This window comes from Stieleria varia (genome assembly GCF_038443385.1).
Classification (GTDB): Bacteria; Planctomycetota; Planctomycetia; order Pirellulales; family Pirellulaceae; genus Stieleria; species Stieleria varia.
Map to the genome: position 1 here is coordinate 6,027,367 of NZ_CP151726.1, position 19,648 is coordinate 6,047,014.

17 protein-coding genes are annotated in these 19,648 nt (G+C 54.9%); 12 read left to right on the top strand and 5 right to left on the bottom strand.

The window, feature by feature from the left end:
- The first annotated feature begins 230 nt into the window (after positions 1 to 230).
- Positions 231 to 1,568 (top strand): sulfatase-like hydrolase/transferase, encoded by a 1,338-nt coding sequence (locus Pla52nx_RS20420; RefSeq protein WP_146520911.1) that lies wholly within the window; start codon positions 231 to 233, stop codon positions 1,566 to 1,568.
- Positions 1,569 to 2,231: 663 nt separating this feature from the next.
- Here Pla52nx_RS20420 and Pla52nx_RS20425 read toward each other — a convergent pair.
- Positions 2,232 to 2,444: a recombinase family protein gene (locus tag Pla52nx_RS20425; protein WP_146520910.1), complete on the bottom strand. Its 213-nt coding sequence runs from the start codon at positions 2,442 to 2,444 to the stop codon at positions 2,232 to 2,234.
- A gap of 789 nt (positions 2,445 to 3,233) precedes the next feature.
- Between Pla52nx_RS20425 and Pla52nx_RS33000 the strand changes: the two genes are divergently transcribed.
- Positions 3,234 to 3,434 carry a PEP-CTERM sorting domain-containing protein gene (locus tag Pla52nx_RS33000; RefSeq protein WP_425289854.1) on the top strand — a complete coding sequence of 67 codons (201 nt, stop codon included), beginning with the start codon at positions 3,234 to 3,236 and terminating at the stop codon, positions 3,432 to 3,434.
- Here Pla52nx_RS33000 and Pla52nx_RS20430 read toward each other — a convergent pair.
- The 3 genes from Pla52nx_RS20430 to Pla52nx_RS20440 all read right to left on the bottom strand — a co-directional run bounded on the left by Pla52nx_RS20430 (position 3,357) and on the right by Pla52nx_RS20440 (position 5,654).
- Positions 3,357 to 3,515, bottom strand: a complete 159-nt coding sequence (locus Pla52nx_RS20430) for a hypothetical protein (protein WP_197454769.1) — start codon at positions 3,513 to 3,515, stop codon at positions 3,357 to 3,359. The genes Pla52nx_RS33000 and Pla52nx_RS20430 overlap by 78 nt on opposite strands.
- A 469-nt stretch (positions 3,516 to 3,984) precedes the next feature.
- On the bottom strand, positions 3,985 to 4,377 hold the full coding sequence (locus Pla52nx_RS20435) for a hypothetical protein (protein WP_146520908.1): 393 nt from the start codon (positions 4,375 to 4,377) through the stop codon (positions 3,985 to 3,987).
- A gap of 227 nt (positions 4,378 to 4,604) precedes the next feature.
- Complete coding sequence (locus Pla52nx_RS20440) at positions 4,605 to 5,654, bottom strand: formylglycine-generating enzyme family protein (protein WP_146520907.1); 1,050 nt, start codon at positions 5,652 to 5,654, stop codon at positions 4,605 to 4,607.
- 119 nt (positions 5,655 to 5,773) lie between these two features.
- Here Pla52nx_RS20440 and Pla52nx_RS20445 point away from each other — a divergent pair, with 119 nt between their 5' ends.
- From Pla52nx_RS20445 to pdeM, 9 genes are all read left to right on the top strand, one after another.
- Positions 5,774 to 6,520 (top strand): phosphatase PAP2 family protein, encoded by a 747-nt coding sequence (locus Pla52nx_RS20445; RefSeq protein WP_146520906.1) that lies wholly within the window; start codon positions 5,774 to 5,776, stop codon positions 6,518 to 6,520.
- Between the two features lie 130 nt (positions 6,521 to 6,650).
- Positions 6,651 to 6,854 carry a CsbD family protein gene (locus tag Pla52nx_RS20450; RefSeq protein ID WP_146520905.1) on the top strand — a complete coding sequence of 68 codons (204 nt, stop codon included), beginning with the start codon at positions 6,651 to 6,653 and terminating at the stop codon, positions 6,852 to 6,854.
- Positions 6,855 to 6,925: 71 nt separating this feature from the next.
- Positions 6,926 to 7,261 carry a cupin domain-containing protein gene (locus Pla52nx_RS20455; RefSeq protein ID WP_146520904.1) on the top strand — a complete coding sequence of 112 codons (336 nt, stop codon included), beginning with the start codon at positions 6,926 to 6,928 and terminating at the stop codon, positions 7,259 to 7,261.
- Positions 7,262 to 7,503: 242 nt separating this feature from the next.
- On the top strand, positions 7,504 to 8,757 hold the full coding sequence (locus tag Pla52nx_RS20460) for a putative DNA modification/repair radical SAM protein (protein ID WP_146520903.1): 1,254 nt from the start codon (positions 7,504 to 7,506) through the stop codon (positions 8,755 to 8,757).
- 4 nt (positions 8,758 to 8,761) lie between these two features.
- Positions 8,762 to 10,162, top strand: a complete 1,401-nt coding sequence (locus Pla52nx_RS20465) for a UdgX family uracil-DNA binding protein (protein WP_146520902.1) — start codon at positions 8,762 to 8,764, stop codon at positions 10,160 to 10,162.
- A 76-nt stretch (positions 10,163 to 10,238) separates the two neighbouring features.
- Positions 10,239 to 11,234, top strand: coding sequence for a ligase-associated DNA damage response exonuclease (locus Pla52nx_RS20470; protein WP_146520901.1), 996 nt, complete (start codon positions 10,239 to 10,241; stop codon positions 11,232 to 11,234).
- A 94-nt stretch (positions 11,235 to 11,328) separates the two neighbouring features.
- Positions 11,329 to 12,921, top strand: a complete 1,593-nt coding sequence (locus tag Pla52nx_RS20475; protein ID WP_146520900.1) for an ATP-dependent DNA ligase — start codon at positions 11,329 to 11,331, stop codon at positions 12,919 to 12,921.
- A 17-nt stretch (positions 12,922 to 12,938) separates the two neighbouring features.
- Positions 12,939 to 15,422 (top strand): ligase-associated DNA damage response DEXH box helicase, encoded by a 2,484-nt coding sequence (locus tag Pla52nx_RS20480; RefSeq protein WP_146520899.1) that lies wholly within the window; start codon positions 12,939 to 12,941, stop codon positions 15,420 to 15,422.
- Between the two features lie 55 nt (positions 15,423 to 15,477).
- Positions 15,478 to 16,164 carry a ligase-associated DNA damage response endonuclease PdeM gene (gene pdeM, locus Pla52nx_RS20485; protein WP_146520898.1) on the top strand — a complete coding sequence of 229 codons (687 nt, stop codon included), beginning with the start codon at positions 15,478 to 15,480 and terminating at the stop codon, positions 16,162 to 16,164.
- A gap of 161 nt (positions 16,165 to 16,325) precedes the next feature.
- On the opposite strand, the gene Pla52nx_RS20490 is transcribed toward pdeM, so the two are convergent.
- A complete protein-coding gene (locus Pla52nx_RS20490) occupies positions 16,326 to 18,134 on the bottom strand; it encodes an alpha-amylase family glycosyl hydrolase (RefSeq protein WP_197454709.1) in 1,809 nt (602 codons plus the stop codon).
- A 273-nt stretch (positions 18,135 to 18,407) separates the two neighbouring features.
- Here Pla52nx_RS20490 and Pla52nx_RS20495 point away from each other — a divergent pair, with 273 nt between their 5' ends.
- Positions 18,408 to 19,577, top strand: coding sequence for an AI-2E family transporter (locus Pla52nx_RS20495; RefSeq protein ID WP_197454708.1), 1,170 nt, complete (start codon positions 18,408 to 18,410; stop codon positions 19,575 to 19,577).
- Positions 19,578 to 19,648: the final 71 nt, after the last annotated feature.

Here is a 19,648-nt window from a genome sequence, read left to right on the forward strand (position 1 = left end):
CAGTGGGTTGGTGGGGGGAAAGGGACTCGGAGTGTTAATTGGTATAGCGGGTTCACGAGATCGAAGCCTGGACGTGACTTTCACGCGATCCAATGCAATGAATTGTAACACCGCGAGCCGACTCCCGCGAATTCGGCCCCATCTCGTTCAACCAGCCATTTCAGAACGTGTAGAATCTGGTGTTGCTCGACTGAATCCGCGATGGCTCTCCCACCTCAGGCCGAAATGACATGCATCGACTGATTTTCTCCCTGGTATTCACCGTTGCCCTTTCGCTTGCCGTGAACCCGGCCAACGCCCAAGACAGCCGTCCGAACTTGGTCATGATCATGGCGGACGACATCGGGATAGAATGTCTGTCGTGCTACGGCAGCAAGCAATACCAGACTCCCCATCTGGATCGATTGGCGTCCCAGGGGATGCGATTTCGCCACGCACACTCCCAGCCCATTTGTACTCCTTCACGAGTGCAACTGATGACCGGGCAATACAACAATCGCAACTACATCCGCTTCGGACTTCTGGATCCCGCTGCCATCACCTTTGGTAACTCACTCCGTGACGCGGGATACAAGACGTGCATCGCCGGCAAATGGCAGCTTCAGGGAGGTTTCGAGGGACCCGTTAAATTTGGATTCGACCGCTACTGCTTGTGGCAGTTGACGCGGCGCCCAAGTCGGTACCCGAATCCTGGTTTGGAGATCGATGGCGTTGAACGGGATTTCAAGAACGGTGAGTTCGGCCCTGATGTCGTGACCGATTACATCAATGACTTCATCACGGAGAACAAAGACGAAACGTTCTTCGTTTACTACCCGATGATCGCTCCCCACTGGCCCTTCGTCCCCACACCGGACCATCCCGACTGGGATCCGACCATGTGGCGCGATAAAGAGAAAGAACCGGGCGGTTACAAAGACCAAAAGTATTGGGACGCCATGGTGCGGCACACCGACAAGATGGTGGGCAAAGTCATCAACCATCTCGATGAACTGGGACTGGGCGACAACACGCTCGTGATGTGGACGGGTGATAACGGGACCTACACCGGCGTGACTTCGCAGTACATGGGGCGTGACTACAAAGGTGGCAAAGGGTCAACCAAAGACAACGGAACGCATGTCGGATTCATCGCCCGCTGGCCAGGCACGATCGAGCCCGCGTCGATCTCGGATGAATTGGTGGATTTCACCGACGTGTACCCCACGCTGTTGGATGCCGCAGGGGCAAAAACATCCAAAGGTCAAATCCTCGACGGCGTCAGCTTGGTTCCCGCGTTCACCGGCCAGCCGCGATCAAAATCCAGCATCTATTGTTGGTACCATCGCGATGGCAATCGCGAAGAAGCATCGGAACACACGCGAGACCAACGCTACAAGCTGTACCGAGACGGTCGCATGTACGACACAATCAACGACATGCTGGAAACAAAGGACTTGATCGCAGCGGGAGTGCCCGATTCACTGTCGGATGTCCATCAAAAACTTGCCGACGATCTTGCCAAACATACCGCCGTCACGGATGAGTCCGACCCGTTGATCAATCAAAAGCGAAAACGGCTGAAGTGATTCCCCCGTAATGGGATTCGCCAGAATTCCCTCCCCTTTCAAACCTTCGCCGTGCCGTAGTTTCGTTGTGAACTCCACCGCTGGCCGGTTTTCGGGATGATCTGCACGTCAATCAGTTCCCGGCTGTCATCATTGAATCGGCAGATCATTTTGTCGATCAACTGACGGACGACTTCCCCCTGGGCTGTTCAAAATCTGGGGTTGTGGCACTGCGGCGCTCCGTAAGTTTCTGTCACGTCCCTCGGGCGCAGCTGGGAGGTAACCGTTGCGAAGCACGGCACAAGGCGTATGGCTTGTGTTTGGGCGGATGGTGGTGTTCGTTTTCGACTTGGAAAGTCGAACGACAATCGTCGCTCGACTTTCCAAGTCGATAGCGTGCCCCGCCAAGCGTTTTGCCATTCCCAATCATTGACTTGCGAAGACAGGCCCCCTACGTCGCATTCGCCTGAAGGGCTCTGCTCGACCTCCCCTCAGTTCCTTGGGGGATGTGACAGTGGACAAGAAATGGCTCAAAGACCAATGCCGAAACATCAAATCAACCCCAGATTTTGAACAGCCCAGGTCCAGCCCATCACGCAGGCTGACCAGTCGCACATTCAATTCCGTCAGTTCATCGAACAGGGCGGTCAGTCCCTTGGCGGTTCGCCCCAGCCGATCCAGCCGTCACACGGCGATCTGCTGAACCTCGCCGGATCGAACATGCCGCAACAGCCGGGTGAAGGCGGGTCGCTCCATTGTCTTGCCGGTGAAGCGATCCCGATACCAGCGAACCTCTCCTTCCTGCTGAGCCGCCCATCGCCGCAGTTCCGGCTCTTGACTGGCCACGTCCTGCGACTTGCTGGACACCCGCAGGGAAACGGCGATGGTCTGGCTCATGCGTGGCCTCGGGGCTAATCCCCTGATTCACTGAACGACGGCATGGGGATAGCGAATGTGGCCGACGTCGAGAGTGGTCTACACACGACACTCGACGATCTGCAAGCTTTCAAAGAGGACAAGAACGTGAGTGAGCTGGGGTTTTTGTCCACAAAAACTGAGACTTTACATTACTCGGTCCTGTCGGATCGCTTTTGCTAGGCGAGAAAATCTTTCGGATTTTCCGATCTTGCTCATTGCCCCCCCCACATCGAGTAGTATCGTATCCGCGTAGCAGTGAACGCTGCCGGATTCGGAGCGGGCCAGATTCCTAGACCTACAACAAGGAGAAGCAATATGATGCGGACGATTCAATTGGCAGTGGCGTGCTTGACGGTGCTGGTCGCTTCGGCGTGGCAGGTGCAAGCGGGACTGATTTTTGATGACTCAGTTTCTGGTCAGATCACAGTCACTTGGGATGAAACATTCCAGATGACTGCCGGTACACCTTTTAGTGCCAACTATCTGTTCCTTGTTGTTGATGACACTTACAGCACAAATGACGGACCCGGTTTCTTTGGTAGCTCGCAAGTCCAGTCAGCGAGCCAAACCGTGAGTATAAACGGCGGGTCCGCAAATCCAGTCGGCAATTGGGGTGGTTGGCAATACCGAGGCGGACCAGAGCTTACATACACTCCCTTAGATTCGGTTTTTGGTCTTACTACGTCATCCCTTCCAGCGTTCAGTGCTGGTGATTCCCTGCGATGGGTTGGTTCGATGACAGTTCTAGACTCTGGGCCAGTCTTTCGGATGCCGGACATTCCCTCGGGAACCACGACTACTGCGTATTTGGCAAATTTTCAGGGTCAGTTCTCGGATACGATTAGTACTACAGTCACAACTTCACCCGTCAACGCTGTCCCTGAACCCTCCTCACTTGCCCTGTTCGGCATCGGTGCCTGTGTCTCTGTTGTCGGGGCCGCTCGTCGCCGACGACGTGAAAAGCAGTAGCAACTCTGACAGACCTTCCACGGCTTTGTCGTCGTTCAGCCACAACCGTTCCCGAATCGCCAGCCATTCTTGAAACGTCATTATCTTCATGCCTGTATTTACGTCGGTCGGTCATAAAAACGGACTAGGCCAGCCCCTCGAATCATGCCAACACCATGCCTGCAACCGCCTCTAAATGGTTGCCAGTGCTGGCGTTTGTGGGGGAACGGTTTCGGGGCGGTCCACGGGGAAAAGTCGGCTCACAGACCCTGCTAATAACGGGCAGTGCCAACGCCATCACGCTCTGGCGGTGGTGACGTGCGAGCGGCCACGACGACGTCGGCTCCCGTTGGTTGTCTGTTTGTGGTTCATCTGCCTGTTGGACTTCATCCTGCCGCCTTTCTGCATCGGCGGCCAACTGTTCCTCGCTGGGAGGCCACCTTCGCCGCTGGGGCGGCTCAGGCGGCCTCCACTCCTCGACGTATCTTTCGCCAAACCATTCCTGCCGACATTCCTTCAACAACTCCACCTTTGGTCTTCACAAAGTAACCGCCGAACTGCCCCGACAGATTCAACCCAGCCCCTTCTTGAACAACAGAACTTCCCGCTCCCCGTCCTGCACGTCAGCCATGTCTTTGACCTTGTAGCGGGTGATGGCGGCCACCGACCGGATGTTCTCACAGTGAGCCAGTTCCGCCGTGCTTCCGCTGGCCTTTTGCACGATCTTCCCCAACACGTCTGCCAGATCGTCCGTGCTGGTCCTGATGAGCAGATGCAGATGGATCAGGTTGTTTCGTTCGATCTCCCGCACAAAGTAGACGGCCAGTTCCATCGCTCTTGTCTTGGCGAAGTAGCCTGCTTGCCGTCGTAGTTTTTCATGGAAGTCCCGAAACTCTGAAACCGTGCGGACTTCGCTGAACTTGACTACCGCCTCGTGCGTCGGCTGGGCACACCGATGGTTCATGTAGAGTGTCGTGACGCTGATTTTTTCGGTTGGTCTGAAGAAGATTTCTTTCGAGAAGTCGGTTTTCGTCGTGATGTGTGTTTCTTTGTAGGCCCGTTTCCACGCCTATGCCGACCATCAGGCTTGCTCCCACGGGGCAGGGTCAGGCAAAGAAGTTCATAAAGAACCTTCGCCGTAGCATTCGCCAGAATTTCAACACTGCCGGATTTCTCGGGCAACCCACGACATCAATCCTTCGTCACACGCACGAAACGCCCGCGTCCTTCTTTCATGCGTTGCTGCAGGTCTCGTGTCAGTTGCTCGCTGTCCGACTCCCAGCGTTCTCGTTTCTGCTCGTCCGTCATCTTCTGCAACGGACTGATGATACGAAATCCGACTTCAACCGCATCGGTGGACGCCAACCACCAGGGGCTCAATGGCAGATTGGGATCTTCGGCCCAATACCGTGCCGTGCAATGCTTGATCGAGTCCCAGCGGCAGTCTTTCAGATCATCTTGGAAACTGCCGCCACACATCGGATGAGTCTGATAGTGTTGCTTTCCGGACACGTCGTCGATCACCCACTCGGCCAAACTGCCGTGCATGTCGCACAAACCGTAGGGATTGGGCAGTGTCCGGCCGACCCGAAGGGTGATGCCTGTCGTCGATGGATCGGCGTACACACAGAATTTCCTCGCGATCGCCGCGCGGTCATCGAACGACCACGGTGTCTCGGTGCCGCCACGACATGCATCTTGCCATTGCGTCAGCGTTGGCAAGCAGTAGTCGACTCCCGTCACCGCGCTGAGCCACTTGGTGTATTGTCGAGCCGCGAACTGCGTCATGGACGGAACCGGAGAATCCGGCTTGCTGGAGTACTCGAAACGAAACGAGGGATCGTAGACCTCCGTGGGCGCCGTGACGGCATCGACACTCACCACAACAGCGCCTGCTCCCTTGTGTCGCTCCTCCCATCGCACATCGCGATCCCTGCCGACAGTTTCGTAAAGCTCGGTGTACGGAGCAAACTGTTCGACAGTGATTTCGTACCTGCCCATCCAATAAGGTTCAATCATTGCGCCATTTGCGTCCGTTGATCCGGGTACCGGGATCATCAGGATCGACGTGTCCGTCCCTGGAACACGCTGTTGATAGGGCACCATGTATCCCAGATCTGTCCGAACGAACGGGCGAGCATCGGGTTGATGATCGACAATGCGGTTGAGCGCCGACGCCGGATCGCCGGCTTTGCAGATCAATGCGGAGGACAAGAATATCACGAGCAACCACGGTCTCATCAGTTGAATACCTTGCAGCAATGTTCTCTCAGCTAGAATCAACTGGTTTGATCCAATTGGAACGGTCTCATAGCATAGACGGTTTAGACTTACAGTTGCAGCGGAGCGTTCGAGAGATCATGAAGAGAGCATCAGCCGCCGTCGTATCGATCGTTCGTTTCCTGCGTTCTCGCGAGCCGATCGTGCTCGTCGGGCTTCTGCTCATCGTCGCAGGAACGTGGGGTTTTGTTGAATTGGCCGACGAAGTCATTGAGGGTGACACTGGGAGTTTTGACCGCTGGGCGGTACGTCAGTTTCGTTCCGCGGATGACGCGGCACTCCCCATTGGGCCGACTTGGATGGCGGAGATGGGACGCGACATCACTGGACTGGGCGGCGTTGCGGTGTTGACGCTCTTCATCATTGCTGCCACGGGATTCCTTGCCATTCACCGTGCCTACCGGACCATGGTGGTTTTGGTGGCCTCCACGGTCGGTGGAATCACCGTCAGCATGCTGTTAAAGCAATTTTTTGACAGACCCCGTCCCGATGTCGTTCCCCATCTTTCACAAATCTATTCCAGCAGCTTCCCGAGTGGACATTCGATGATGTCTGCCGTGGTGTATCTGACACTCGCGGCGATCGTCGCGCCGGTACTGAAACATTTCTGGGTTCGATTCTATGTCATGGCCTGCGCGGTGTTGTTGACCGGCTTGATCGGTATTAGCCGCGTCTACATGGGTGTTCATTATCCGACCGATGTGCTGGCTGGTTGGACAGCAGGACTGGTGTGGGCCATCGCGTGCTCGCTGATCGCGAAGTCCATTCCCGAGAAAAGGCTCGATCCCGTCATGCTCGATGACGAAGCGGACGCGGATCAGCCCTAGCTTGGCACGCGGAATGCACAACTGTCTCTCGTAGAAGCAACCAATGCGTTGCACCGGGTGATATACGGGAAATCATTTCCGACTCTCGCATCTCCCGAGAAAGTATTCCCCCCTATCGAAAGGCAATGAAATGAATTGGGATCAAATTCAAGGAAAATGGAAGCAGGTCAAGGGTCAAGCGCAACAAAAATGGGGTGACCTCACCGATGATGACCTGAATAAAGTTGACGGCAAACGTGAAGAACTCGTGGGCCGCGTCCAAGAACGCTACGGCATCGCGAAAGACGAAGCCGAGAAGCAGGTCAAGGAGTTCGAGACCAGTTGCAACTGCTGATCTCGTGGGCACAAGGTTTGCACGGTGATTGAGGAATATCTCAACTCGAAGACTCCCGAAAGGATACTCAAATGGATATTCCGCAAATCACCTCCAAGGACGCCGCCAACATTGGTGAAATGGGGCAGACCTATCTCACCACTGGAAAACACGTCGCGTTACGCCGCTGGGAGGAACCCGCCGGCGATTTTGGCGAGCCTCGGAGCCGAGAATACGAGATCGTTGGTTACGTCCTCAGCGGTGCGTTCGAACTCGATCTGGATGGCGGAACAGTGCAAATTTACAGCGGTGATTCTTGGCTCATCCCTGCAGGTGCAACTCACCGATACCGAATCATCGAATCTCTCGTTGCCATCGAGGCGACCAGTCCCCCAGCCCGGTTCAATGATCGTGACGAACCGGCGTGAGCTGCGCGAGTTTGCTGCACCGAATCGGCATCAAGATTGACCGCTGAGCCAATTTCAATGGGCATGGTTTGTTAAAGGGTCATGTGAGCGAATGACCTCACGTGTCCACGGCAAGGTTCACAATTATCCGCGTTACTTGTTGCGCTCGCTTTCGCGGAACGGTCAAGAAAGATTCATTGACGGTTTGATGACCGTCACGAAAGTAACGACGTGGTTGATGGTGGAGAACCGCACGGTCACAGATGAACGTTCAAGAAAAACTTGCGATCTTGGCTGACGCAGCAAAATACGATGCTTCATGCGCCAGTAGCGGATCAAAATCCACCCGATCGGGCAGTAAGATCGGCAGCACCGAAGGCATGGGAATTTGCCATAGCTACACCCCCGACGGCCGGTGTGTCTCGCTGTTGAAAATCTTGTTAACGAACTACTGCATCTACGATTGCCAGTACTGTGTAAACAGGATTTCCAGCGACACGCCTCGCGCCAGATTCACGGTTGACGAGGTGGTTTCGTTGACGATGGAGTTCTACAAACGAAATTACATCGAAGGTCTATTCCTGAGTTCAGGAATCATCCAAAACTCCGATTACACAATGGAACAGCTCATTGCTGTCGCCAAGCAACTCCGAGTAAACGAACACTATGGCGGATACATCCACTTAAAGACGATTCCCAACGCGGCACAGGCGTTGATCGAAGAAGCAGGCCGTTGGGCAGATCGATTGAGCGTCAACATCGAACTGCCGACCGAACACGATTTGCAGAGACTGGCGCCCGAAAAGAAGAAGCCGCAAATTGTCGACGCGATGCAGGGTATCCGGAGCAAGATCGACGAGACGAAATCAGAGCGAAAGGCGGGATTCAAGGCACCTCGCTTTGCTCCGGCCGGACAAAGCACTCAAATGATCGTTGGAGCGACCGAAACTCCCGACTTGGAAATCCTTAAAACCGCCTCGGAACTCTACATCGGTCAAAAACTTCGTCGCGTTTACTACTCCGCCTACAGTCCCATCCCCCATGCCGATGCCAGACTACCAGGGCAATCTCCTCCGCTCGTTCGTGAGCATCGTTTGTATCAAGCCGATTGGTTGATGCGTTTCTACGGGTTTGATGCCAACGAGATCGTTGCCGATTCGGACCAGAATCTTTCGCTCGACATGGACCCCAAATTCGCTTGGGCGTTGGCGAACCGGCACTTCTTTCCTGTCGACATCAACAAAGCTTCTCGCGAAGAATTGTTACGGATTCCTGGAATTGGGGCTAGGAACGTGGGGCGAATCCTTAGCATCCGCCGCTACAAGGCTTTGCGGAGCAGCGATCTAAGAAAGCTGAGAGTGGCGTGGAATCGAGCCAAGTGCTTTGTCATCACCGCCGACTCCAACCCGAATCTCGAGAATCTGGACAAAACGGATTTGAAATCAAAAGCGAGTCCCAAGTCGCGACAACTGATGTTGTTCGACACTGCAAGCTCAGCTCTCAGCGGCGAAGTCTAGCGTCATGCACTCTGAAAACGTTGACTCTTTTGATGCTTGGCGTACCGCTGCTCGCAGGTTACTTGTCGCCAATGTTTCGCCCAGCGACGTCCAATGGACAGATGATGCCGTTCAACCCACGTTGTTCGATTCCGATGCCACTCCGAATGTTAAGGCTGCTCCCTTCAGCGTTCCGAAGACTTTCTTGGAACTGGCTCAGGAAGTCGCCTGCCATCGAGACTCCAAGCGTTGGTCGCTCTTGTATCGAACCCTTTGGCGTCTAAAAAATGGCGAACCGGACCTCTTGAAAATCACCACCGATGATGACGTCTACATACTGCACCGAATGCAAAAGGCTGTCTCTCGTGACGTGCACAAGATGAAAGCGTTCGTCCGATTTCGAAAGGTAAGCCAGATTGGCGAAGCGGAAAACTACGTCGCGTGGCACCGCCCCGACCATCGCATCGTGCATCTCACCGCTCCCTTCTTCGCTCGCCGTTTCAAGGGCATGAATTGGTCGATCTTGACCCCCGACGAGTCCGTTACCTGGGATCAAGATTCTCTGCGGTACGGGCCAGGGGTTTCGGCGAGTGAGGCACCGGATGATGACGCGTTGGAAGAGCTCTGGAAGACTTACTATGCCTCCATCTTTAACCCGGCCAGAGTGAAAGTCGCGATGATGAAACGTGAGATGCCGGTTCGTCACTGGCCCACTTTGCCAGAAGCCTCTTTGATCCCCGATTTGCTTCATCAAGCGTCTGCTCGTGTCGCCACGATGATTGACAAGTACGAAGGGTTTGCCGAGACGGCCACGAACTACATGCCCGAAACGATTGACTTGGAATCGCTACGTCATGCGGCACAGAGATGCAGAGCCTGTGATCTTTGTCATCATGCGACGCAAACAGTATTTGGGGACGGTCCTGCAAACGCACGCATTGTGTTGGTAGGCGAACAACCGGGAGATCGCGAAGACATCGAGGGTCATCCGTTTGTGGGACCGGCGGGTCAATTGCTCAACGACGCCCTTTCGCAGGCCGGAATCGACCGTAGCCAGATTTACATCACGAACATCGTCAAACACTTTAAATTCACGGAGCAGGAGACAACGCAAACGGACGTGAGAGGCAAAAGGCGGATTCACCAAAAGCCCAACTCGCGTGAAATCTATGCATGTCGGCCTTGGTTAGAAGCAGAACTGAGCGTGATCAAACCGGATAGTCTCGTTTGCTTGGGTTCGACCCCGGCCCAAGCGTTGTTCGGACGCGATTTCCGAATTTCCAAGGACCGCGGTACCTTCATCGCAACCGATTGGTGCGAGCGGACGATGGCCACTTGGCATCCCGCAGCGATTCTGCGAATGCCCGATGAGCACCGTCAGGCTCAAATGCGAGACCAACTTGTCGCCGACCTATCCTCCTTGTAATGGGATTCGTCAGAATTCCCCTCGCCACACACGCAATCGACCCAAGAGTTGCGGCCAGTCCCACGCTGATAGACGGATGAACGAACTGCTGCAAACAACCAAGCGTGGACTCTACTGCGCGGCAGGCGACTTCTATGTCGATCCACGCATGCCGGTCGATCGCGCCGTGGTCACGCACGCGCACACGGATCACGCTCGCTGGGGATGCCGTCGCTATCTGGCGGCCAAGCCCAGCGAACACTTGCTCAGGATGCGAATGAACGATGACGCCGAGTTCGAGTTTCTCGAGTATGGAAGTTCTGTCACCATCAACGGCGTTGGAGTAAGCTTTCATCCTGCCGGTCACATGCTCGGCTCGGCGCAAGTCCGATTGGAGTACCGCGGCCGCGTCGCAGTCATCAGTGGTGACTACAAACTCGGTGCGGACCCGACCTGCGAAAGCTGGCAGCCTGTCAAATGCGATCTGTTCGTCACGGAATCAACCTTCGGATTACCTGTCTATCGCTGGCAGCCCGATCAAGAAATCACAGACTCGATCAACGCGTGGTGGCGTGAGAGTCGCGATGCGGGGAAATGTTGCGTGCTGTATGGATACGCGGTGGGCAAGAGTCAACGCTTGCTCGCATGTCTCGATCCCAGTATCGGTCCGATCTACACCCACGGCGCGGTCGAAAAAGGCACTCAAGCCTATCGCGACACCGGTGTTTCAATGCCTCAAACCACCCATGTCGGCTCCATCGCCGGCAAACAGGACTGGAAAGGTGCAATGGTTGTCGCAGTACCAAGCGCACACGGGACTCCTTGGATGCGAAAGTTTGGCCGCGTCAGCACGGCGATGGCAAGTGGTTGGATGGCGGTGCGGGGCGCACGTCGCAGACGCAGCGTCGATCGTGGGTTTGTGATGAGCGACCATGTGGACTGGCCGTCGCTACTCGCTGCGATCCAGGAGTGCGACCCAGAAACGGTTTGGGTGACTCATGGATACTCAGCCGCCGTCGCGAGATACCTCATGGAAAACGGACGTGATGCCAAGGTGATCGATTCGAATCTTCGCACGGAAGAAGACACGTAGTCGGATTCGCCAGAATTTCTTTCTAATCTTCAGACTCTCTTCAACTCGCCGTTCGTTCTGCACCAAGAACGGCGCGTTCGAATCCCAGACTTCAATGCTTCGATTCACACAACTCTACGACGCAATCGACTCGACGACAAAGACCAATGAAAAGGTCGCCGCACTAGAACGCTACTTCGCTGCCTCACCGGCGGACGATGCGGCTTGGGCAACGTATTTCCTTTCAGGAAACAAGTTGCGACAGCTCGTCCCAACGAAACTCCTCAGGATCTGGGCAGCCGAAGAAGCTGGCATACCGGACTGGCTGCTCGACGAGTCGTACCACGCGGTCGGCGATCTGGCAGAAACACTGTCGTTGGTCGTTCCTCCCGGACACACAAACGACGACGCATCACTCACGCATTGGATCGAACAGCGTTTGATGCCGCTGCGCTCGCTGGATGAAGTCGCTCAACGCGCAGCCGTTACTTTGATCTGGAAACAAACGCCGGCACGTATGCGTTTGGTGGTGATGAAACTCATCACGGGTGCCTTCCGCGTCGGAGTCAGCAAACGATTGGTGACACGTGCGATCGCAGCACAGTCAGGCATCTCGGCGGACGTCGTTTCTCACCGATTGATGGGCAATTGGAAACCAACGCCTGATTTTTACCAACGACTAGTCGACCCCGATGTGCAAGACACCGTCGCCAGCCAACCGTATCCGTTTTGCTTGGCCCATCCCATCGATATTCAGCAAGGTCCTCAGACCCTGGGTAGCTGTCATGACTATTTCGCTGAGTGGAAATGGGACGGTATTCGTGGACAATTGATTCGCCGCAGCAAGCAAACTTTCATTTGGTCGCGTGGCGAAGAACTGATGGAAAATCGCTGGCCAGAGATCGAATCGGCGGCCGAAGCATTGTCTGATGGTACCGTTCTCGACGGAGAGATCTTGGCGGCGTTGCCGGATGGCGAAGTCTTGCCGTTCGCGCAACTGCAGCGCCGTATCAATCGAAAAACGGTCGGCAAGAAACTGCTTAGTGAAGTCCCCGTCGTATTTCACGCATTCGATTTGCTGGAGCACAACGGTGAAAACACTCGTGCGTTGCCACTGCTGGAGAGGCGAGCACGATTGGAGAGCCTCCTGTCAGCTATCGAACATCCTCACTTGAGGATCACGCAGTTGATCAAGGGTGATAGCTGGGACGACTGGGCGGCGATACGCGAGACCAGCCGTGAGATGAACACGGAAGGCCTGATGCTGAAACGCAAGGATTCCGTCTACGACGTCGGGCGAGTTCGCGGAACGTGGTGGAAATGGAAGGTCGCACCGTACTGCATCGACGCGGTTCTGATCTACGCACAAAAAGGACATGGTAAACGAGCGAGTTTGTATACCGATTACACGTTCGCCTTATGGGATGGCGACCTGCTGGTTCCGGTGGCCAAAGCTTACAGCGGACTGGATGACAAGGAGATCCAACAAGTCGATCGATTCATTCGCCAAAATACAAAAGAGTCCTTTGGTCCCGTCCGCAGCGTGACACCCCAATTGGTCATGGAGATTGCCTTTGAAGGGTTACAAAAATCAACGCGACACAAAAGCGGAATCGCGACGCGTTTTCCCCGTATCGCCCGCTGGAGACACGACAAAAAGCCCGCCGACGCCAACACGCTACAAGACCTCCTCGCGCTCCTCCCGTAATGCGAATCCCATTGCGAATGCCTACAGAAACCAAACCGCCGACGCCTGTTCAGATCGTGGATCGATACTTCGAATCCACCGGGCGTAAGCCATTTCGCTTTCAGCGTGATGCCTGGCGTGCTTATCAAAACGGTCACAGTGGTTTGGTTCATTCGGCAACCGGCACCGGCAAAACACTCGCCGTTTGGATCGGCCCACTGCTGAAATGGATTCGTGAAAACCCCGATCGTTCCCAATGGAACCCCAAACACCCGCCGCCGCTGAAGGTCTTGTGGGTGACACCTCTACGTGCTCTTGCTGGAGACACGGAGAACTCATTGCGTCAACCTTTGGACGCGTTGGAAATCCCATGGCGATTGGAATCGAGAACGGGCGACAGCAAGGCAAGCGTGAAAGCTCGCCAGTTGAAGCGGCTGCCGACGGCGATGATCACAACGCCGGAGAGTTTGTCCCTGATGTTGACTCACGAAAAACTACTGAGTCAACTGTCGGGGTTGGAGGCCGTGGTCGTCGATGAATGGCATGAACTGCTGGGAACCAAACGCGGCGTCCAGACCGAACTGGCACTCGCACGGCTGCGACGACTCAATCCTCTGCTACGCACCTGGGGAGTCTCTGCAACACTCGGCAATCTGGATCAAGCCCTGGAGTCTCTCGTCGGTCTCAATCCTCCCACTGAGAGTCAGATCGTCCGTGGCTACACAAAGAAGAAACTGAAACTGGAATCTGTGATTCCCAAACGTGTGGATCGGTTTCCTTGGTCAGGGCACATCGGCACCAAAATGGTTCCTCAAGTCGCTGAGCTGATCGAGAGTGTCAACAGCACATTGGTTTTTGCTAACACACGTTCGCAGACGGAAATCTGGTATCAACAAATCTTGCAGCAACGTCCAGAGTGGGCTGGTCAGATTGCCATCCACCATGGTTCGCTTGACACGTCTGTACGACGTTGGGTGGAAGACGGACTGCGCAATGGCTCGCTGCGTGCGGTCGTCTGCACCAGCAGCCTGGACCTCGGTGTGGATTTCACCGCGGTGGACTTGGTGGTCCAGATCGGCAGCCCCAAAGGCGCGGCGAGATTGCTGCAACGTGCGGGCCGCAGCGGCCATCAACCCGATGCCATCAGCCGGCTCGCGTTCGTGCCCACCAATGCCATCGAGTTGATCGAGCTGGCGGCGGCTCAGGATGCGATCAAAGCAGGACATTTGGAAGCACGTCCGATGCTGAATCAACCGCTCGATGTGCTTGCTCAACATGCAATCACCGTCGCCATCGGTGGTGGATTCGAGTCTCGCGAGCTGCTGGACGAGATTCGAACCACCGTGGCCTATCAAACGGTAACCGATCAAGAATGGCAATGGGTGTTGGATTTTGTTGTTCGTGGCGGCAATTCGTTGACTGCGTATCCTGACTTCCACTGCGTGAAGATCGTCGACGGTCGCTACCAACTGACGGACCGCCGTATGATCACCAATCACCGAATGAACATTGGAACGATCGTCTCCGACGCCGCCATGCAGGTCAAATTTCAAAAGGGAAAAACGCTCGGCACCGCCGAAGAAAGCTTCTTGTCGAAACTAAATGCTGGCGATCGCTTTCTTTTCGCAGGTCGGCTCGTCTCGATGCTCCGAATCCGAGACAATGTTGCATATGTAAAACTTGCCAAAGGAAAACCAGATACGGTTCCGCGGTGGATGGGCGGACGGATGCCGCTATCGACGGAATTGAGCGCCGCGCTGCGAGAAAAAATCTCTGAGGCCGCCGAAGGAAAGCTGATCGGTCGTGAGATGAAATCTCTGAGGGGACTGCTGGAGTTGCAACAACGCTGGAGTAGTATTCCCAAATCCGACGAGCTGTTGATTGAAAAAATCAAGACTCGAGACGGTTACCAGATCTTCGTTTTCCCGTTTGAAGGTCGCCTCGTTCACGAAGGCCTCGCTGCGTTATTGGCCTATCGAATTTCTCGCTTCAAAGCGACCTCGTTTTCGATGGCCTGCAACGATCACGGTTTTGTCCTCCAGTCTCCGCACGATATCGACATTGCGACTGCAATCAGCCGAGGCGTGTTGCGAACCAAGGACTTGATCGACGACATCTTGCAGTGCATGAATTCGACGGAAATGGCAAAGCGACAGTTTCGTCAAATTGCTCGCGTCGCTGGACTGATTCAGCCCGGCTACCCCGGACAACGAAAAACAGCCAGCCATCTGCAAGCCAGCAGCAATTTGTTCTTTGACGTTTTTACGCAATACGATCCAGAGAACCTTCTGTTGGTGCAAAGCCGGAGGGAGGTCTTGGATTTTCAACTGGAAGCGAACCGGATGCGATCCGCTCTGCAGCGAATTTCCGACAGCCGTATCGTGATTGAAATGCCTGAGAGAGTGACGCCACTGGCGTTTCCACTGTTGGTCGATAAGCTGAGAGAGCGAGTCAGCAGTGAGACGCTCGCTGATCGCATTGCACGAATGCAAGCGGAGCTCGAACAAGCCGCGTCGGCATGAGCCCCATCAAACTCAAATTCACTCCGTTGAATTGACTCTTGGCAATACATCGATTGTGCCCGACTCCATTGATATCCAACTCGCGGACAACACGTTCACGCTCTACGCAGATCGCGGGCTTTTCTGGCCTGCCCAGTCGATTCTGTTCGTTGCGGATACTCATTTCGGCAAAGAGGCCACGTTTCGTCGTGGTGGCATTCCGGTTCCCGTGGGCACGACCGATGCAACGCTAGCAACGATCGCTCGGATGCTGCATCGGACCAACGCGAATCGGCTCTGTGTTCTCGGAGACATGTTTCATGCAAAATCATCCATTGCTGCACACGTTTGCGAATCATTGCTGCGTTTTTTTGAGCAGTTCCACAACGTCGAGGTGATGCTCGTTCGTGGTAATCATGATCTTCGAGTGGGAGCGTTGCCAATCTCGTGGCCGATCACGGTCATTGACCCCGGAATCAGGATCCGGAACGTGGCCCTGGGACATCACCCCGCCGACCGCGAAGCTGAATTTCCCTCTGCCTGCGAGCTCTACCTTTGCGGGCACATCCATCCGGCGATCCAAGTCTCATCGCGAATAGATCGATTGGGAAAACGGCCATGCTTCTGGCACTCACGCGGTCAAGTCGTACTGCCTGCTATTGGCGATTTCACCGGCACCCACGTCATCAAACCATCCGCTGGCGATACAACATGGGTGGTCGCGGAAAACGAAATATTCCGACATCCCTGTCATCGACGATGACGATGCTGGCCGTCAGGCCACGAGTTTGACGCAATGAAATGGATGCTCGAGAGGGGGTACCATTATCGTCCCGAAGGGACCTGACATAACAGCCCAGGGCAGAGCGCAGCGTCGCCCTGGGTTACTGTGCATCGTTTCCCCACCGAGCCCCGAAGTGGGCGTTACCGCGTTTGGGAGTAGATGAGTGCTGTGTACGGTGGCAACTCGATACGCCCTCGACACGCTTGACCATCATGGGGTTCATCAATCGCATCGATGTCGCCACTCGCGTTTCCACCAAAATCAACACTGTAGATCTTTCGATCGCTGCTGAAGCGGCGGATCCATTTGCCAGCGGCGGGCAAACCAAAATCGTATTGCTCGTAGTGTTGGTTAGCGAAGTTAATGATGACGACGCAATCGTCTCCCGCACCTCCGTCACACCAACGTCGAAAGGCAACCACTTTGTCGTGGTGATTGAGGTGAAAGACATCGATGTGCCGCCCTATCATCCCCCTTGTATTGCCATCCCGATTGAGACGCAGTTGGATCAATTTTGAGGTGAGCTTGATGATCCCTGAATGCTCGTCTGCCTTTTCCCAATCAAGTTCATCGACATCTTGAAACCAACCGTCTTCTAGGAATTCCTGACCTTGAAAGAGCATCGGAATTCCTGGTGCAGTCATGGTCAATGCCAGTCCCAGCGTGGCTCGCTTTTGAGCGTACCAGTTGTCTGGAGCGGCCTCGTCGACTTCACTCGGCACGCGAGACTTCCCATTGGCAACTTCGTCGTGTGACTCCGTATAGATAACGCGTTGGAAGGGGTCTCCGTTGTAGCAGTGATAGAGAGCGTCTCGGATCTTGTTCATGTCACGGCCGGCATCATCCGACTGAATGATCACGTCACGAACCGGATGAACAAAGCTGGCATCCCATTGCGTGGCAAAACCTGCACCTCCCTCGATGTCAGACTTGGTGAGGTAGGCGTTGTTCTGCAAGTCCTCCGCGATCGTGATCGCGGACGGTTTGAAGTTGCTGATCTCACGATTGATCCACTGGGTCAATCCCCAGCCTTCTGGGATCTCATGCTCGCCGCTGGCGTCGATGCTGCGAATGTAGAGCGTCATGTCATAACGCAAACCATCGACGTGATAGTCCTGCAGCCACATCATTGCGTTGTCGCGAAGATAGGACCGTACTTCACCCCGGCCATAGTCCGGTCGTGTTTCGCCCCACGGGGTTGTACTACGGTAATCGTTGTAGAAGTAAATGCCGCCCTTGCCATTTTCGCTCCACCCGTCGAACTGCCAGATATCGAGATCGGACGGTCCGAAGTGGTTGTAAACAACATCAAGGATGACCGCAAATCCCGCCGCATGTGCGTCTTTGACAAATTGCTTGAACGCGGCGGGACCACCGTACGCACTTTCGACGGCGTAGATGTGCGCCGGGTTGTATCCCCACGAATAATCGCCCGCGAACTCCGCGACCGGCATGATTTGAATGGCATTGATTCCTAGCTTTTTCAGATGATCGAAACGCTGAGAAAAAGTCGCAAATCCACCCGGCTGATCCTCTTCCGAGCGATTGAACGTCCCCAGGTGCGCTTCGTAAATGACCAGTTCGTTCCAGTGCGGCATCTGAAAGTCATCACCATCCCAATCAAATTCAGGATCATGGACCAGGCCGACACCGACGGAGTTGGTGACTGCGCGAACCCGAGGATCGATTCGATCAAAGGTGTTCTCGCCATTGCGGATTCGATACTTGTACTCAGCACCCATTTCGGCATTCTCGACCCATGCGAACCAGTGGCCGTTGTCCTCCCGCTCCATCGGATTCACGTCCCCGTCCCAATCATTAAACGATCCGACGACGCTCACTGCGTCGGCATTGGGAGCCCAAACACGAAAGGCAATTCCCTGATCGAGATGAATCGGCCCGACGCCTGCGGGCCGCGTCTGGATTCCAAGTTGGTCGAGAGCATTCATGTTTTGATTCTGCGGCGGTTGTGAAAGAAAGGATCCCTCAAAGAGATGTCGCCCTTTCAGCATTTGTCGTACCCAATTCAACGAATTTTTATCGCTTGCTTTGAATTTGGAAGGAAGGTCTCGCGATTCGACGAGCGTGAGCGAAAATTAACCGCATTGACCGATTGCCGAGCGGTTTTCCAGTGATTGCTCGGATCCGATTCAAGTTTTCGAGGATGGCACTGCGTTTGCGAAGGGGAATGGTTCACACGCCCCTCTGACAGGAATCGTCTCTTGACCAAAACGTCCTCCTATCGCATTCCGGTCGATTTGACCCGAGCGATTTGCATCACCGCCATTCTCGTCGCCTTGAGTGCAGCTTTCGTGCTCGCTCGAGAGATCGTCTTGATCCTCTTCCTTGGCGTTCTGTTTGGAGTCTTTCTCACGAAACTTTCTGGCTGGGTCAGCGGCAAAGCTCCCTTGGGCTACAAAGGATCTCTTGCAAGTGTGGTGATTGCCCTGCTGGTCATGTTTGCGGGCGCCAACGCCTTCTTTTTCGTTCAGATCAATCACCAAGTCGAAAAGGCGAGCGAAAAGATCGATGAGGGGATGATGGAGCTGAGAAGCCTTGTCAAGGAATATCCGGTACTCGATTCGACAGTTGCTTCCACGCCCTTTCTGTCCGAAGCCATGGGAATGAATCAGGAGAAGAACTCGTCTCAGCAAACGTCAGCTAAGGAAAGCGATTCGAAAAGCGATGACGGGAAAAATGATGATGGGAAAAGCGAGAGCACTGACAAAGCGGGCTTGCAGCTTGACAGCGTACCTGAACCGGTTTCGAAGGCCGCCGGAGCCATCGGGCAAATGTTCAAGACGACGTTTGGGTTGGTCGTCAACAGTGTGCTGATCTTCTTTGTCGGTCTTTTCCTCGCGATCTCACCGAGCACCTACCGCGATGGCTTGGTTTGTCTGGTTCCTAAGCCACGACGCCCGCGGATCACCGAGGTCCTCGATCGTACTGGGGTCACTCTTTGGCGATGGCTTATTGGGCGCTTCGGATCAATGCTGGCCACGGGAGGTGGTGCCTTTCTGCTGCTACTGGCCCTCGGGGTACCAATGGCCGGTACGCTCGGGATCATTACCGCTCTGCTGACTTTCATTCCGAACATTGGCGCGGCAGTCGCGTTGTTCCTGGCCGTTTTGTTCGCGCTGCCCCAGGGGACCGGCGTGGTTACCGCCGTGATCGGTGGCTACATGGTCTTGCAACTTTTTGAGAGTTACGTCGTCACGCCATTGATCCAGCAAAAAGCTGTATCGCTGCCACCAGCCCTGCTGATCTCGTTCCAAGCGGTCATGGGCGTGCTTTTTGGGTTTACTGGAGCCGCCGTTGCGTCGCCGCTATTGGCCGGAGGAAAAACGATCGTCGAGATGTTGTACGTCGAAGACTACTTGGAATCGGATTGAGGAATCCCAGTCTTATTCATTCTCTCTTCATACGGCACTCCATGGCACCTGCCGTCGGCCAAAGGGCTGGC

What these genes read in the sequence shown, in the direction of transcription:
- Pla52nx_RS20445 (WP_146520906.1), top strand. Translation starts at nt 5,774, where the DNA reads ATGAAGAGAGCATCAGCCGCCGTCGTATCGATCGTTCGTTTCCTGCGT.
- Pla52nx_RS20450 (WP_146520905.1), top strand. Translation starts at nt 6,651, where the DNA reads ATGAATTGGGATCAAATTCAAGGAAAATGGAAGCAGGTCAAGGGTCAA.
- Pla52nx_RS20425 (WP_146520910.1), bottom strand. Translation starts at nt 2,444, where the DNA reads ATGAGCCAGACCATCGCCGTTTCCCTGCGGGTGTCCAGCAAGTCGCAG.
- Pla52nx_RS20435 (WP_146520908.1), bottom strand. Translation starts at nt 4,377, where the DNA reads ATGAACCATCGGTGTGCCCAGCCGACGCACGAGGCGGTAGTCAAGTTC.
- Pla52nx_RS20455 (WP_146520904.1), top strand. Translation starts at nt 6,926, where the DNA reads ATGGATATTCCGCAAATCACCTCCAAGGACGCCGCCAACATTGGTGAA.
- Pla52nx_RS20470 (WP_146520901.1), top strand. Translation starts at nt 10,239, where the DNA reads ATGAACGAACTGCTGCAAACAACCAAGCGTGGACTCTACTGCGCGGCA.
- Pla52nx_RS20490 (WP_197454709.1), bottom strand. Translation starts at nt 18,134, where the DNA reads ATGAATGCTCTCGACCAACTTGGAATCCAGACGCGGCCCGCAGGCGTC.
- Pla52nx_RS20420 (WP_146520911.1), top strand. Translation starts at nt 231, where the DNA reads ATGCATCGACTGATTTTCTCCCTGGTATTCACCGTTGCCCTTTCGCTT.
- Pla52nx_RS20460 (WP_146520903.1), top strand. Translation starts at nt 7,504, where the DNA reads ATGAACGTTCAAGAAAAACTTGCGATCTTGGCTGACGCAGCAAAATAC.
- Pla52nx_RS20480 (WP_146520899.1), top strand. Translation starts at nt 12,939, where the DNA reads ATGCCTACAGAAACCAAACCGCCGACGCCTGTTCAGATCGTGGATCGA.
- Pla52nx_RS20430 (WP_197454769.1), bottom strand. Translation starts at nt 3,515, where the DNA reads ATGACGTTTCAAGAATGGCTGGCGATTCGGGAACGGTTGTGGCTGAAC.
- Pla52nx_RS20475 (WP_146520900.1), top strand. Translation starts at nt 11,329, where the DNA reads ATGCTTCGATTCACACAACTCTACGACGCAATCGACTCGACGACAAAG.
- Pla52nx_RS20440 (WP_146520907.1), bottom strand. Translation starts at nt 5,654, where the DNA reads ATGAGACCGTGGTTGCTCGTGATATTCTTGTCCTCCGCATTGATCTGC.
- Pla52nx_RS20465 (WP_146520902.1), top strand. Translation starts at nt 8,762, where the DNA reads ATGCACTCTGAAAACGTTGACTCTTTTGATGCTTGGCGTACCGCTGCT.
- Pla52nx_RS33000 (WP_425289854.1), top strand. Translation starts at nt 3,234, where the DNA reads ATGCCGGACATTCCCTCGGGAACCACGACTACTGCGTATTTGGCAAAT.